This window comes from Acetatifactor aquisgranensis (genome assembly GCF_943193215.1).
Lineage (GTDB): Bacteria > Bacillota > Clostridia > Lachnospirales > Lachnospiraceae > Acetatifactor > Acetatifactor aquisgranensis.
Window position 1 is genome coordinate 238,348 of record NZ_CALPDH010000003.1, and the last position, 15,314, is coordinate 253,661.

At 47.8% G+C, this 15,314-nt stretch carries 16 protein-coding genes; 15 read left to right on the forward strand and 1 reads right to left on the reverse strand.

Annotation, left to right across the window (positions count from 1 at the left end; all coding sequences use genetic code 11):
• Nucleotides 1–71: 71 nt before the first annotated feature.
• The 9 genes from NFS35_RS04155 (at nucleotide 72) to NFS35_RS04195 (ending at nucleotide 9,923) form a co-directional block, all read left to right on the forward strand.
• The gene (locus NFS35_RS04155) at nucleotides 72–545 is read left to right on the forward strand and encodes a phage tail assembly chaperone (RefSeq protein WP_251205887.1); all 474 of its coding nucleotides are present in this window, start codon (nucleotides 72–74) and stop codon (nucleotides 543–545) included.
• A gap of 187 nt (nucleotides 546–732) precedes the next feature.
• Nucleotides 733–4,299 carry a phage tail tape measure protein gene (locus tag NFS35_RS04160; protein ID WP_251205888.1) on the forward strand — a complete coding sequence of 1,189 codons (3,567 nt, stop codon included), beginning with the start codon at nucleotides 733–735 and terminating at the stop codon, nucleotides 4,297–4,299.
• On the forward strand, nucleotides 4,289–4,954 hold the full coding sequence (locus NFS35_RS04165) for a LysM peptidoglycan-binding domain-containing protein (RefSeq protein ID WP_103241042.1): 666 nt from the start codon (nucleotides 4,289–4,291) through the stop codon (nucleotides 4,952–4,954). The genes NFS35_RS04160 and NFS35_RS04165 overlap by 11 nt, the downstream gene beginning before the upstream one ends.
• Nucleotides 4,955–4,967: 13 nt before the next feature.
• A complete protein-coding gene (locus tag NFS35_RS04170; RefSeq protein ID WP_251205889.1) occupies nucleotides 4,968–5,948 on the forward strand; it encodes an XkdQ/YqbQ family protein in 981 nt (326 codons plus the stop codon).
• 8 nt (nucleotides 5,949–5,956) lie between these two features.
• A complete protein-coding gene (locus NFS35_RS04175) occupies nucleotides 5,957–6,376 on the forward strand; it encodes a DUF2577 family protein (RefSeq protein ID WP_251205890.1) in 420 nt (139 codons plus the stop codon).
• Complete coding sequence (locus NFS35_RS04180; protein WP_251205891.1) at nucleotides 6,373–6,801, forward strand: DUF2634 domain-containing protein; 429 nt, start codon at nucleotides 6,373–6,375, stop codon at nucleotides 6,799–6,801. The genes NFS35_RS04175 and NFS35_RS04180 overlap by 4 nt, the downstream gene beginning before the upstream one ends.
• Nucleotides 6,802–7,890, forward strand: a complete 1,089-nt coding sequence (locus NFS35_RS04185; protein ID WP_251205892.1) for a baseplate J/gp47 family protein — start codon at nucleotides 6,802–6,804, stop codon at nucleotides 7,888–7,890.
• A gap of 11 nt (nucleotides 7,891–7,901) precedes the next feature.
• Nucleotides 7,902–8,462, forward strand: a complete 561-nt coding sequence (locus tag NFS35_RS04190) for a putative phage tail protein (RefSeq protein WP_251205893.1) — start codon at nucleotides 7,902–7,904, stop codon at nucleotides 8,460–8,462.
• 9 nt (nucleotides 8,463–8,471) lie between these two features.
• A complete protein-coding gene (locus NFS35_RS04195) occupies nucleotides 8,472–9,923 on the forward strand; it encodes a hypothetical protein (RefSeq protein WP_251205894.1) in 1,452 nt (483 codons plus the stop codon).
• On the opposite strand, the gene NFS35_RS04200 is transcribed toward NFS35_RS04195, so the two are convergent.
• Nucleotides 9,920–10,333, reverse strand: a complete 414-nt coding sequence (locus NFS35_RS04200) for a hypothetical protein (protein ID WP_251205895.1) — start codon at nucleotides 10,331–10,333, stop codon at nucleotides 9,920–9,922. The genes NFS35_RS04195 and NFS35_RS04200 overlap by 4 nt on opposite strands.
• A gap of 62 nt (nucleotides 10,334–10,395) precedes the next feature.
• On the opposite strand from NFS35_RS04200, the gene NFS35_RS29595 reads away from it, so the two are divergent.
• The 6 genes from NFS35_RS29595 (at nucleotide 10,396) to NFS35_RS04230 (ending at nucleotide 15,266) form a co-directional block, all read left to right on the forward strand.
• Nucleotides 10,396–10,488: a putative holin-like toxin gene (locus tag NFS35_RS29595; RefSeq protein ID WP_300773042.1), complete on the forward strand. Its 93-nt coding sequence runs from the start codon at nucleotides 10,396–10,398 to the stop codon at nucleotides 10,486–10,488.
• Between the two features lie 158 nt (nucleotides 10,489–10,646).
• A complete protein-coding gene (xerA, locus tag NFS35_RS04205; RefSeq protein WP_251205896.1) occupies nucleotides 10,647–11,636 on the forward strand; it encodes a site-specific tyrosine recombinase/integron integrase in 990 nt (329 codons plus the stop codon).
• A gap of 869 nt (nucleotides 11,637–12,505) precedes the next feature.
• The gene (locus NFS35_RS04210) at nucleotides 12,506–12,736 is read left to right on the forward strand and encodes a hypothetical protein (RefSeq protein WP_251205897.1); all 231 of its coding nucleotides are present in this window, start codon (nucleotides 12,506–12,508) and stop codon (nucleotides 12,734–12,736) included.
• Between the two features lie 43 nt (nucleotides 12,737–12,779).
• Nucleotides 12,780–13,100, forward strand: coding sequence for a serine/threonine protein kinase (locus NFS35_RS04215; protein ID WP_103241029.1), 321 nt, complete (start codon nucleotides 12,780–12,782; stop codon nucleotides 13,098–13,100).
• 22 nt (nucleotides 13,101–13,122) lie between these two features.
• Nucleotides 13,123–13,446 (forward strand): hypothetical protein, encoded by a 324-nt coding sequence (locus tag NFS35_RS04220; RefSeq protein WP_251205898.1) that lies wholly within the window; start codon nucleotides 13,123–13,125, stop codon nucleotides 13,444–13,446.
• Nucleotides 13,447–13,505: 59 nt separating this feature from the next.
• The gene (locus tag NFS35_RS04230) at nucleotides 13,506–15,266 is read left to right on the forward strand and encodes a glucosaminidase domain-containing protein (RefSeq protein ID WP_330640012.1); all 1,761 of its coding nucleotides are present in this window, start codon (nucleotides 13,506–13,508) and stop codon (nucleotides 15,264–15,266) included.
• Nucleotides 15,267–15,314: the final 48 nt, after the last annotated feature.

Here is a 15,314-nt window from a genome sequence, read left to right on the forward strand (position 1 = left end):
CCGTCGATAGGCTTTAAATCATGCTACAGGTCAAGATAGAGGCCCGTAGCAATAAATCAGGAGGATGCACTATGGCAAACAAGAACTTGAAGTATTTTATGAGAGAAGAATCCAGACAGGAGCAGATCTTTCAGGTCCCGGCGCCGGCCCGATTTGTGGATGAAAATGGCAAGGTCGTGCAGATGGAGGTCAAAAAGCTGCATAATGACACCATCGCCAAGATCAACGACATGTATAAGTCCCGTACCCCCATGAAAGATAAAAAAGGGAATTATATCGTACAGAATGGCGAGGTGGTGTTCAAGACCGAGAAAGACAGCGTGAAAGCAACCCGCCACATCATCGTGGAGGCGCTGGTCTATCCGGATTTGAAGGATCCGGAACTTATGAAGTATTATGACTGTGTTGACATTACCGATATGCCGCTGAAGGTCTTCCCGGATAATGACGAGCTTGGGTATGTAACCAGAAAGGTCCTGGAGGTTCTGGGACTGACGGATGCGGCAGAGAGCAACGAGCAGGAGGTAGAGGACGCAAAAAACTGATAAAGAGCAGGGGGACGGACGGTTACTGGGCACATCGGCTGTGGCAAAGGCATAATCTCCGCCCGGAGGAATTTGATGCCATGCCACAGAAAACGAAGTGCTTTTTTATTGCATCTGAAATAATTGAGGATGAATCCCCCTGCCGTAGAGATTCACTATATCGCAGAATGGAAAGGAGGCGGTAGATATGGCTGGATTATCTGTAATTTTCAGGGCTGTTGATGAAATCAGTTCAAGGTTTGATGCTATGGTCAGTGCCGGTACCAGGGCGCTGGATTCCTTTGACCGGATTGGAGCTGCCGCCGATTCTTCCTATGATGTGATTTCGGAAGGAGCTGCCGGCGCTGCGGATGCCATGGAGCGGGCAGCATCTGCTACAGATTACTGGACCGACAGGATAGGCAATTATGACCGGGAAGCAATGCAGGCCATCTATTCTATAGAGGAACTTGTGGAAATGGGCTATATGTCGGAGGAAGCATTAAACCATTTGGGGGATGCCTTGGACGATGCAGCGGATGACCTGGAAGACTTTGGGGATGAAGCCGAGGACGCAGGGGATGATGCAGAAGATTTTGGGGAACGTTCGCAAAGTGCAGTAGAAGGGCTGGATAAACTATTGGCTACTGTCGGGATTGTTGCGGCATTAACAGCAATCGGCAACGCTTTTATGGGCTGCTCCCAGGCGGCGGCAGAGTTTGAAACGAATGTGGCCATGGTATCCACGGTTGCTGACACAACAGTATTGTCTGCCGGTGAGTTATCTGCGCAAATATCAGATCTTTCCATGGATACGGCGAGGAATGTGAATGAATTGGCAGATGCGTCCTATAATGCCATATCCGCAGGTGTAGCAACGGAAGCCGCAGTGGCAACCGTGGGGGAGGCTTCAAAGCTGGCAACTGCCGGCTTTACATCCTCTTCATCGGCTTTATCCGTGCTGACAACCACGTTGAACGCATACGGGCTGGAGGCCTCCGAAGTTACTAATATTTCCGACAGTCTGGTTACATCCCAAAACCTGGGTGTCCTGACAATAGATCAAATGGCAAGCAGTATGGGAAAGGCAATCAGTACCGCATCGGCTTACTCGGTGGATCTTTACAATTTGGAATCAGGATATATCAGCCTGACGAAAGCCGGTATCAGTGTGGAGGAATCCACAACCTATATATCCAGCATGTTTAATGAGCTGGGCAGCGCCGGCTCCAATGTGGCTACTATCATCACGGAAGAAACTGGTATGTCTTTTGGGCAGCTGATGAATGCAGGGTATAGTTTGGCAGATGTGCTTGATATTGTGTATGAGAGCGCCGGGCGGGACGGTGAGGCAATGATGAACCTTTGGGGCAGCGCCGAGGCTGGAAAGGCGGCAAATGCTATTATCAACCAGGGGCTGGATACTTTTAATTCCAACCTGGAGAAGCTGGCGAATTCTGCCGGGACTACCCAGGCAGCATACGAGGCAATGACGAATACCACTGCTTTCAGCACGGAGAGGATGGAGAACAGCTTCAATAATCTGTCTATTGCCATCGGGGATGACCTGAATCCGGTAATAAGCCAATTTCAGAATGGGATTGCGGATGTTACAGACGGATTTACAAAGCTGATCAATGAACATCCGGCAATTACTGCTGTCCTGACCGGCATTGTTGTTGGTGTGGGAGCCGTTACGCTGGCGATAACTGCATATATCGCTGTTACGAAGATTGCAGCGGTGGCAAGAGCGGCCCTCGGGACTACCATGACAGTCGCGCTCGGTCCTATTATGCTTGTTGTGGCTGCGATAGCTGCCGTAACCGCTGCCGTTATATACATGGCAAATGCCGAGGATGAAGCGGAAAAAGCACAGGCTTCCCTGACAGCATCTTCCCAGGAGATGGCTGACGAACTAGAAAATTTGCAAGAGCAGTATGATGCGCTTGCGGAGGCCGGAGCGGCTGATACGGTGGAGGCATATCAGCTGAAAAACCAGATTGATGAACTGTCTGAAGCGTTCGAGAATAATAAACAAACCATAGGGGACTTGATTGCATATAATGAGCAGCTCAAGACCACGCTGGATGAAATAGCGAATACCTATGATGAAACCGTGGATTCGATAGACCAGAGTGAATCGGATTCCAAATCACTGATTGCGCAGCTGGTGGCCATGTCGGAGAGTACGGATCTGTCGGGCGGCCAGCTGGAAATCATGCAGAACATCGTGGACCGACTGAATGGTTCCTATGAGGGACTGAACCTGACGCTTGATGAAACTAATGGGAAACTGAATATGTCCGTGGAGGATTTGTGGGCTGTAGTTTCGGAATCAGCAGAGCAGGAACGGGCGCAGGCTAATATGGATAAACTGATTGGCTATCTCGAACAATATCAGGAGGCTCAGACCAAGTATGATGAAGCTATGAAAAGCCAGGTGGCGGCAAAAGCAGAGTATGAACGGGCACTGGAGGAGGACTGGGCTGAGGAACATCCGATTTTAGCATGGACCGGCTGGGCCGATGGCGCTGAAATGAACTGGAGTGGTTCAGTGAAAGATGCTTACCATGTATGGGATCAGGCAAAGGAGGCAACAAACGGAGCAAAAGAAGGTTTTGATACCCTGACAGAAAGTATAGAAGGTTGCTATGCGCAGATGGGATATTCCGAGGATGAAATAGAGGAAATGATGGCAGAGCTTGCCCTGGCCAGTGCTTCTGCTACCGAGATGGCTGAAAAACTCGAACAGGAGAAGGAGGCTGTCGAAAACACATCTGACGGATACGCAGAGGCGCAGAACGCTTTGAGCCAGTATTCCGAGGCATTACAATCCCTTTGCGAAGAATATGATGCTGCCTATGAGGCGGCGCTGCAGAGCATCCAGGGGCAGTATAGCCTATGGGATGAGGTGGAGGATGTAGCTGCTATGTCCTCTCAGAGCATTCAGGACGCCCTTCAATCGCAGATTGATTACTGGAATTCCTACAATGAGAATATGGCCAGCCTTACCGAGAGGGCGAGTGACATTGAGGGATTGAGCGATATGCTGGCAAGCCTGGCAGATGGAAGCGAGGAATCCGCCGCAATGCTGGCCGGCATGGAGAGTATGAACGATGCGGATCTGTCTGCGGTGGTCCAGCAGTACACCGATCTGCAGACAGCCCAAAGTGAAACGGCCACAAGTGTGGCAGAACTGGAAACGGAATTCTCTGAAACGCTGGAAAAAATGCAGACAGAGATGGACAGTATGGTTGAAAAGATGGATTTGTCTGCTGAAGCTGCGGCCAATGCGAAAGCCACGATGGATGCCTATGTGAGCGAGATTCAGGACGGGGTGGCGAGGGCGCAGACAGCCATTGATTCACTGAATTTTGCCAATAACACTTTGGGCAGTGGCGGATACCATGGATATGCCACGGGAACGCTTGATGCGGAACCAGGCCTTGCCATTGTGGGCGAGGAAGGACCTGAGCTTGTTAACTTTGGCGGCGGCGAGGTGGTTTATACCGCTGCTGAAACATCGAATATTTTGGCGCGGGGTAATGAAAACAGAGACTTTTACGTTTCCCCGCCAGAGGAAACAGGGAGCGGAGATGATTCTGGTGATAAGACCATTACTCTTAGAATTGAGGGTGCCGGGGAAATGAAAGTCAGTGGCGGTGCCAACAAAGAGGATATCGTAAACGTACTTGTTGAGAATATGAGGGGTGTCCTGATGGATATTCTTCGACAGGAAATTATGGAGGAGGGGGAAATGTCGTATGAGTTCTAGTTGTCAGATGTATCTTGCACAGCAGTACACTAAATTCCGCCTCCCCGTCCTTCCAGAAAAAGTTGAAATAGCCTATGGGAGCAACAATGACAAAATGAGGGTATGCGGTGTTGGAGAAGTGACAGTGATTCAGGACAGCGAAGCGGCCAGCATTAAGTTTTCCAGTTTCTTTCCAAAGCACTATTTCAGTGGGTGTGATTATAAGCATATTCCGGATCCCCTTTCTGCAGTCAATACGATTCTGGAATTGAAAAACAGCGGAAAACCGGTAAGGTTTACTATTACTGGTGGCATGAATGTATCTATGTATGTCACGATAGAAAAATTTGATACGGAGGAGCAGGGCGGAGATCTGGAAACGATTCACTATTCCATTACCTTAAAGGAATATAGAGAAGTAACCATACGGCAGATTAAGGTGGAGATTTCCACGAAAAAGGCCACAATCTCAGCACCTGTATCCAGAACTGACAATTCTTCGTCAGGAGGTCAGACATATACAGTGGTAAAAGGGGACTGCCTGTGGAATATTTCCAAGAAATTTTATGGAAGTGGAGCTAAATATACGATTATTTATAATGCCAATAAATCGGTGATTGGTGGGAATCCGAATCTCATTTATCCGGGGCAGGTCCTGACCATTCCGGCTGCGTAGGAGGGAGGTGCTTATGATCCAGTTTATTATTATCAAAGGAACTGTGGGATATGATGTTTCAGAATGCTTTGAAACAATTACCTGGGGAGGCAGGAAAGGAGCCGCACCAAGGAATGTTAAAATCACGCTGATGGATGATGATGGGGACAGCCATAAACGGGTATCTGTAGACTGCGAGGATGGGGACCAGTGTGTTATGTATGAGGACGGATCTGAATTGTTCCGGGGAATCATCGTGTCCCACACGCAGAGCAATAAGAAAAAACTTGTAATCACCGCCTATGATAATATGTACTATCTGGCGAATAATAAGGATTCTTTTTGCTATACCAATAAAACGGCAACGGAAATCTTCAATGACTGCATGGCTCGGATTGGGATGACGGGAGGCGGAGCCGTGGATACTGTGTATGTTATTCCGGAGCTGCCGAAAGCAAAAACCACATATTATGATGTTTTACTGGATGCCCTGAGCAGTACCTATAAAGCGACGGGCATCCGTTATTATATTTCTTCAGAGAAAGGAAATATCCATTTGAAGCGGAGGGCTGAATCCGCCCTGCAGTGGGTGCTGGAAGTTGGCGCCAACATTACAGACTATAACTATACAAAAAGTATCGTGGGAATAAAGACGAGAGTGCGGCTTTTATCAAAAGAGGATGCGGTTGTCTATGAGGAAGTGAATACCGCCTTAGAGGGAAAGATAGGGGTGTTCATGGAGGTCAAATCTGTGGATGACAGCTATAACGATGCACAGATGAAAGAACTGGTCCAGTCGGTATTTTCCGAAAAGGGCATGCCGACAAAATCCCTGAAGGTATCTGGCATTGGGATATCGGAGGCCGTGTCTGGAGGCTGTGTGTATGTGATAATCTCCCATTTGGGGATTAAAAGGACATTTTATATTGACGAGGATGTCCATACGTTCACGAGGAATTCGCACAAAATGACTTTGAAGCTGAATTTTGCAGATGACATCGATTCTGCCGGATAGGAGGAGCCATGGAAGACCAGACAAGCTTAAAGCAGCTGATACAGAGTCTTATGCCGGATGGCCCGGGGGTGGTCGAGGGGACAGTGACGAATGCCTCTCCGCTGGAAATAACCCTCACCAACGATGACAAGATGACGCTTTCCGCCAATTCCCTGATTGTCCCAGAACATCTGACAGACCGGGAGATAGAGGCAGATGTTATGGTGGATGGCGGGGTTCTATATGCGCCGACAGGGGCTGAGGACGAAAAGGGGGAGCATGAACATCCTGCAATCAAGAAGAGTGGAAAGCATGGGCATGAGCTTGAAAGCTTCCAGCTTACAGGGGGGAAGCTGATTCTGCATACGGGGCTGAAAGCAGGAGAGATAGTATATCTGCTTTCTTATAACCAAGGGAAAAAATACTATGTCCTGGACAGAAGGGGGTGATTCATACGGCGCTGGAGATTCCTATTCCATTTGAAACAATCGAAAACGAGCAGGAAAAGACCTCCCGGACCTATAGAATCGATTGGGATAATGGAAGAATCATAGGTTTTGTCGATGGGCAGGAGGCCATGAACCAATATATCAAAAAGGCGATACTCACACCGCGGTTCCGCTGCCTGATTTACTCTAATCAGTATGGGAGCGAAATCATAGATGCATTGTTGGACAAAAACGTCACGAGGGAGTATATAGAAACAGAGATATCCTTCCTGGTAACAGATACGCTGATCCATGATCCAAGAGTGCTCAGGGTATACAATGTTGGGATTGAGTTCGGGGACACCTATCCCATGCAGGACAGCTGCATCATTACCTTTGATGTCGATACGATATATGGGGAAACAGCAATAAAGGAGGTGGTCTGAGTGTTCGAGCAGTACACTGAAGATTATTTTATGGAACAGGCAAGAGAGATGGGAGATGCACTGGGGGTTGATACCAGAGAAGGGAGCGTCTACATGGATGCGGCAGCCGGCCATTGCCTTAGAGCCGCAAAGTTCTATGAGGATCTCCGGTCCGTGTTTGATTTGCTGTTTGCGGATACATGCACGGGTGATGTGCTGGATGAATGGGCGGCGCAGAAGCAGGTTTACCGCAAGGCGGCCACATCATCTTATTATGTGCCGGTATTTGACGGCGTGGCACCAGCAGATCTGGTGGGAGACAGGTTCATGGCCGGTGGTTATTATTTTGTGGTGGTGCAGGAGGGGGAAGATTTTTGTTTGCAGTCTGAACTTACTGGAACGAAAACAAACTATCTGCTCAAAGGGGAACGGCTGATTCCGGTACGCAATACTATGGGGCTTAAATCTGCCATGCTTGGAGATATGTATGCGGCTGGCACAGACGCAGAAAGCGATGAAGACCTGCGGCAGCGGTGGAAAGAAGCTCTTTCGGAGCCTGCTGAAAACTGGAATAAGCAGCAGTACAAGACCAGCTGTGAAGCGTATGATGGGGTTGGTAGGGCAATCATTGCGCCGCTGGCATATGGGCCATGTACGGTAAAAGCACTTATCATCAGTTCGGAGGGAACGGCACCCCCGGATTCGCTGATTGGGCAGATTCAGGAGGAAATGGATCCCGGTTCTGAAGGGTTAGGGATGGGGAAAGTGCTTCTTGGATGCAAGTTCTATGCAGTGGCAGCAGGGCAGGAAACGGTCAATATCTCTTTCGATGTGGTCATTGCATCTGGATATTCGCTGGAGAGTACGAAAGAAGCAGTTCGTCAGGAGTTGATTCGCTATATGAAAGACATTGCCCTGGATACTCCAGATGAAGAGGCGATGGTGGCACAGTATATGAAGGTGATTGGTATTCTGGCTAATACGGCAGGGATTAAGGATTTGGCAAATCTTACGCTGAATGGTCAGGATGAAAATGTGAGTATCAGTGAGGATAATGTCCCCATACTTGGTGAATTGACAATGAACGAAGCGGCGGTTTTGAAGAGATAAGGAGGATGCGTATGCTTGTATTTAATAACCAGCAGCGGAGCGGGTATGAAGAAATTGCCTCCTACAGTCCGCGCTATTACAGGAGCATAAAAGAAATGGATGCGGTGTTTCGGCTGGCCGGCTGGATTATCGATCTTATGGCCCAGGATATGGAAGATATGGTGGCGTTTCAGTTCTTGAAATATATGGATGATGAAGCGCTTACCAGATATGAGGCGTTTCTGGGTATTGCAAGTGATGTGGACAAACCAAGCGATGAAAGGAAAGCCTATATCAGTGCTTTATTGATAGGCTCTGGGAAGCTTTCTGCGGACAAGATAGTTGAAATAGTGAACCAGTTTAGAGGATGTGACTGTGAAGGCGTGACGCTGGAGGGGAGCATCCTGCATATCAGCATAATTGTGGATGAGGATTTCACGCAAATGAGTAGCAATAGCATGTGTGAATTGATTAAGGAGAAAGTGCCGGCGCATATTACTATGGACACGGTCTTTTATAATTCGATATCCGGAAAGATATTTTTTGGCAACATCATGTGCGAAGCGGACATCATTGAGATAATGCAAAGGTAGGTGAGATATATGGCATGGACAGGACTTACATTGACAGTTGATGGGCGAAACGCCCTGAACCAATCGCAGCTATCGAACAGAATGAATATCAAGTCAATTGCTGTGGGTGATGGAAATGCTCCGGGAAACTTCAGCATTCTGAAAGGATTGGTGCATCAGCTGTATGAGATAACCAACTTGAAAATCGACGTGGTGGATGGGAAGTGTACTTTGACAGCGGATTTTCCTAAGGTGGACTATGATTATTATTTCCGCGAAGTTGGAGTCGTTGTTGCTACAGATACTGGAGATAAGCTTTATGTATATGACAACTGTGGTGATGACGCGCAGCATATGGTCTACACTACTGGGGTAGAATCCACGCAGAAGAGGATACGGCTATCGCTATATATAGATGATGTAGCGCAGATAACGGTATCCAATCCCAGCATACTATATGTGGGATATGATGACTATGAAAAGACTGTAGGGCGCCTGGAGGAGGCTATAGATGCGGCAAAGGAGCAGGCAGCAGAAGACTTGGACGGCCACGTCCAAGACACGAATAATCCGCATAAGATTACAGCAAAGCAATTAGGCCTTGACCCCACATCCGACATGGATAAGCCGGTGTCCATAGCGCAGCAGGCGGCGCTGGATGCCCTATATCAGCAGATGACGGCCTATACACAGCAGAAGATTGCGGATTTGATAAACGGAGCACCTACATCGTTGGATACCCTGAAAGAGGTGGCTGACGCAATTGCAGCGCATAAGACTATCATGGACGCGCTGGATGCAGCCATAGGGAAAAAGGCATCTGTAGCGGAATTTGACAGCCATGTAAAGGATACTACGAAGCACATAATGCCAAATGAGAGGACGGCGTGGAATGATAAGATGGAGACTACTGGGGACTCTGCAAATAACACTACGACTTTTACCAGTGGTGATGAGGCAAATCCTACAGGATGGGCTGATATCGGGCTGGCAGCATCGGGGGAAAAGCATAGCAGCCTGATGCGGAAGTTTTCTCTGTCTATTAAGAATGTGCGGTATCTTTGGAAATTATTGGGGAGCACTAGCCTTTCTGGGATTGGGGATGGGACTGTAACAGGGGCGATTAATGCACTAAACACGGGTTTACAGGTGAAGACAATATCGGTTACACCAAATACTGATTATTTATCAGTTATCACCGGAAAAAGAATTGGCAGTGTAATAATCATTAATTTTATATCCGAGTGGAAACAATGGAATCCTGGGCGTATCACAGTTGGAAATACTAACGTTGAGTCGATTGCATTTATGAGCCGGGAGGCAATGTTAATCGAAGGGCAATCGGGATCCATTTTCGCCATGTGTAATATTAATGTCTATGGAAGAGGCAACATTGAAGTTGTGATTCCAGATGAATGGCAAGCTGGAAAATTTGCCCATTTATGCGGTACTATAGTATTTTTAAGTCAAACTAAAGCTTAGAAAAACACCCCACAGCCGTAATACCAGGCGATGCTGCTTACTTCGCCATGAGTAGACACTGTGATTTCTCCGTTTTGGTTGACCGACAGCATAAACGTGCCGGCGTTGCCACTTAAAGAGGAGACGACAATACCACCGATTCCCCCATCCCAGTCATTGATTTGAGCAACTATCGCACTTGACCAGCGAGGAAAAGCCGCATTAAGAGAAAACTGTACCTCTATAAAATATATTCCGAAAATTTTACATATGCTGAGCCCAAAGCTTACAACATATGGGTTATCGACACGGGTATATGTAAAAATTTTCTTTACCATTCCCGTGTTTAGTTCAGGAACGGTGGCTGGAAAGGGCATTGCAATGGGTTTTGGAATATGGTATGATGTGGACGTGGGAAACCATGGAGCCATGGCGGCTTTACCCTCCTTACGGAGGGGCGACCCTCCAGACGAAAGAAAGGAGGGCGATGCCGATGAATGTTACATATTCGGATTTATTCCAATTCTGTATCTTCATCGTTGCCCTGATAAGTTTGTGCTATGCAATCTTTCAGGGCAGAAAATAGCCGCCACTACTGCAATAGTGACGGCTGACCGCTTTTAGCGGAAAAGCTTAGCAATTTGTGGGTAGAGCCGCTGTCATGGCTTCCCTCTTTGCTTATCATAGCATATAGAAGAGACCTTTGCAAGAATTTTTGGTATGATTGCCATGGAGGTGATGCATATGGACATCAGGTCAGATATTGTGCAAAGGGTGACAGAGGCCCTGCAAGGGCGGGTGGATGAGGATACAGTGAACATTGTGCAGGACACGCTCATCATGCAGCTCAATAAATATGAGGTACAGGAGCGCTGTACAGAAGTGGCTGTAAGGGATGACAGTGCAGAGGGGCTGCTCAAAAAGTTCCTGGCCACAAAGAGGGTGGAGGGGACAGCGGACTCTACTCTGCGGCGGTACGCGGAGATCAACCGGGCATTGCTTAATTATCTGGGCAAGCCTTTGGCAGAGATTACTACATATGACATACGCTTTTATCTGTCGGTCAGGCGGCAGACCGGCAAGGTCAGCAACAGGAGCCTGGATGGGATGCGGCGCTGCTACTCCAGCTTCTTCAGCTGGCTGGCGGCGGAGGGGCTGATCAGCTGGAACCCATGTGCTGCCCTGGCACAGATAAAGAGCAAGAAAGTGGTCAAAAAGCCTTATTCTGCGGCGGAGATGGAGAAGATACGCAAGGCTTGTGGGAATGTCAGGAACCTGGCGCTGGTGGATTTTCTTTACGCTACTGGATGCCGTGTGTCGGAAGTGGCCAGGCTGGATATATCAGACGTGGATTTTGAGAGAATGGAATGTGTTGTGCTGGGAAAAGGAAATAAGGAGAGGAAAGTATATCTGACAGAGGTGGCTGCTATGCACCTGCAGGAGTATCTCAATACCCGGACGGATGCCTGTGAAGCTCTGTTCGCGGGGAGGGGTAAGCGACTGGGAAAGAATGGGATAGAGTCCATCGTCAAAAAACTTGGTATGCGAGCCGGAGTGGAGAACGCGCATCCTCACAGATACCGCCGGACGTTGGCAACGAACCTCCTGGATCGGGGGATGAACATACAGGACGTGGCTGCCATCCTTGGCCATGCTGATCTGAAGACTACACAGATTTACTGTTACATCAGCCAGGCCAACGTCAAGACGGCGTACCGCAAATATGCAGCTTAAAGGTTGATGTTTCATAAGATGATTTGACTCCGGTTATAAGCCGGAGCTTTTGGTATGCGCAGATTTTCCGGCCTGGCCACACTGATGCAGCTACCGGAAAATATGTGGGCATCCATTAAACACGGGAATAAAAAGCAACTCCTGGTATGATATATCCACCCCCATCACCAACACTGCCGGATACCCTGTCAAGTCAGCCGATGGGCAGATCCTGACAGCGGATGGTGCAAATGGATGCTATAAGATTACGATAGTCACGGCACATGCTGATAGGACCGGAATCACGTCAACCTATATCGCGACTGCATATCAGGGGGTATGGTGCATAGTCGATGAAATCACCGTGGGCACGGACAGTCGCGCCCCAAGGCTTAAGGTTGTGGCAGGAGGCACCCAGATTGCGATATACCTGGCGAATACCGCATCATCTGACGATGTACACGTATTTTACCGAGTTGACACGATTTACCGTGTAGGTTAAAGGCCTAATATACCACATGATACAGTCCGCTGCTCTGTCTGCGTATTGAGCCTTAACACACCGCTGAGGGTAATGCGTGGGGCATTCTCATTGCCGCCCTCTATAATAGGCGATATTAAATATACTGCATTTACATAACGTATTAAATACGCTGAGCCAGCGTTGTTGTTGTTTGTGTGAGTCTGTAAAAATACTATATAATTGCCGCTGGATGTTATTATGCCAATCTCTGTAAGCGTTCTGGTGCTTGCCGCCGATGCGGTTGCGAACTTTATCTTTATGATTCCCGTGTTTAGTAAAGAAAAATGGACACATATGACCATCGGATACCATCTGGTGATGATATGTGTTTATTTTTGCACAAATTTTTACAAGGAGGCGAGTGACTATGATTAAAATCAGAGCAGAGCCCATACTTCTGGATTTCTATATGGATATGGTGGAAAAGCAGGATGAAATCATATACCGACTGGGGAAAATTGTTGCCAGGCAGGCGACGGACTTGAAACTCTTACAGAATGACCAGGCGTTTACAGATAAAAAGCTGGAAGAGGATATGGCAATCGTCCGGGAGGTTATGGAGCAGTATAAAGAAACCAGTGCTGAATTAGAGCCGTAAGGCTCTTTTTTAATGCAATTTTTATATAGGGGAGGTGAGGATAATGGATCCGATGGCCTTGATTGTGGCCATGAGTATTCCGTCAGCGTTTACAGGTTTTTGCTTTTGGATGCTGCAAAAACATTTAGAGAAGCGGGAAAAAAGGCAGGATGAAAAGGAGGCTGCCAGAGAAAAGAACGAAATACTCATGGTAAAAAGCATTGGGGCGGCAATCGCTCTGGGGGAAGCGACAGCAGAAGCCGTATCCAGGATTCCAGATGCGCATTGCAATGGCGATATGCATGCGGCTCTGGAATATGCCCGGAAAATCAAGCATGAGCAGAAGGACTTTTTTGTAGAGCAAAGCGTACATGAAATCTATTAACTTATCAAACAGGAGGATATTTATGAACATGGAATTTATTATCTCGAATGCATCGGTGATTTTGGTTATGGTGGCGGTCATCTGCACCCTTATCTCTGTGATCACGGAATTTACAAAGGAGATCGGAATCCTTAACAAGATTCCTACGTCTCTCCAGGTGCTGGCCCTGTCGATTATCATCTGCACAATCGCATTCTTTGCATATATCTCATATGCGGGGATTGCGTTTGTCTGGTATTACCTTGTGGCGGTTGTTTTTGCCGCCTTCCTGGTGGCGATTATCTGCTGTAAGGGATGGGATTACCTGATTGATATCTGGATACGCTTCTACAGAACAAAGGGATAGGTGAAAATATGTCAGAACAGGAATTTATTCAGGCAGTAAGTGAATGTGCTGTAAAAGATATGGGGGCGAGCGGAATACTCGCCTCCGTTTCTATTGCGCAGGCAATTTTGGAATCAGGATATGGAACCACTGAACTTGCTTTGAATGCCAATAATTTTTTTGGCATGAAGTGTTCTTTGAGCGGGAACACCTGGGACAGTGCGTGGGACGGCGTCTCCAAATATACCAAGCAGACAAAGGAACAGGATCCCGATGGAAAAGAATATACCGTCACGGCAGATTTCAGAAGGTACCCGGATATGGAATCAAGCGTAAGGGATCATTCCTGCTATTTGAACGGTGCTATGAATGGAAATACGCTACGATATGCCGGCCTGAAAGGGGAAAAGGACTATAAGACGGCTATCCAGATAATTAAGGATGGCGGCTATGCCACGGATGTATCGTATGTGTCCAAGGTATGCGGCATCATCGAGAGGTTTTGCCTTACCAAGTTTGATGCAGTGGTCGAATCCGCAGAAAGTGAGGAAAAAATGAGCATTACTATTATCGAAAAAATGGCAACACAGAATCCGTGCTATAAAGCAGGCGTTGGCATTACGCCGAAAGGAGGAATGCTTCACAGCGTTGGGTGTCCACAGCCGGATCCTCTGGTTTTTGTAAAGAACTGGCAGCGCAGCAGTGCTTCGGTTTGTGTTCATGCAGTGGTGGGGAAAGATGCTGTTGTGTACCAGCTGCTTCCTTGGAACATGAAAGGATGGCACTGCGGAAGCGGCCGTAATGGCAGCGGAAACAATAGCCTGATCAGTATCGAGATGACCGAGCCGGCCTCGATTAAATATACTGGCGGCGCCACCTGGATCGAAACGGGAAATGGAGCGAACACAAAATCCCATGTGTTGGCCACATATGCCAATGCAGTACAGTTCTTTGCGCATATCTGCAAGAAGTTTGGATTCAATCCGGAGGACAGCAATGTGTTGATGAGCCACCACGAGGGGAATGTGAAGGGGATTGCCTCCAACCATGGTGATGTGGAGCATATCTGGAGCAGATATGGCCTTTCTATGGATCAGTTCCGAAAAGATGTTAAAAAGGCAATGGCCGGCGGAGATATCACAACCGTACCCTGGGTACCTGTGGATATTGCGAGTGATGATACCAGCGGGCAGAAGATCAATGCCTTGAATGGCTCCGTGACAGTCGTCTATAAGGGCGTCGATGGACTGAATATCAGAAAGGCGCCGAGCATCACTGCAGAGGTGGATCAGATTGTGCATGAGGGAACTTTTGTTGTTGCCGGCATTTCTGCAGACGAGAAGTGGTATAAGCTGGAAAGCGGTCTGTTTATCACAGCTATTCCCGATTATGTCTCTTTTAAGGCAACGGAAGAACAGAAAGCAAGTACGGCCGGGACGGGGTATTATCGTGTCCGCACGAATTGGGTAGATTCCGGGAGCCAGATTGGCGCATTTAAAGATCAGAATAACGCCATTGAACTCTGCAAGCAGAATAGCGGGTATAAAGTATTTGATGATTCTGGAAATGAAGTATACCCGTGCATATCTTCCGCCGTAACAAATCGGGAGTTTAAGTTCCAGGTAACCATTTCTGATTTACGAATTCGGAAAGGGGCGGGAACCACTTTTGATTATCACAAGAAGAATGGCCAGGCTGTCTATACCGGCAAAGGTACCTTCACTATCGTAAAGACCAAAGATGGGGCCGGGGCGAAACTCTGGGGATTGCTGAAGTCCTACGAGGCTAAGGAAGACGGATGGATTGCCCTTGATGAAGAATATGGGAAGATATTGAACTAATCGGATGCCGCTCCGCTTATCGGTATATGATAGGATATAACTCAAACC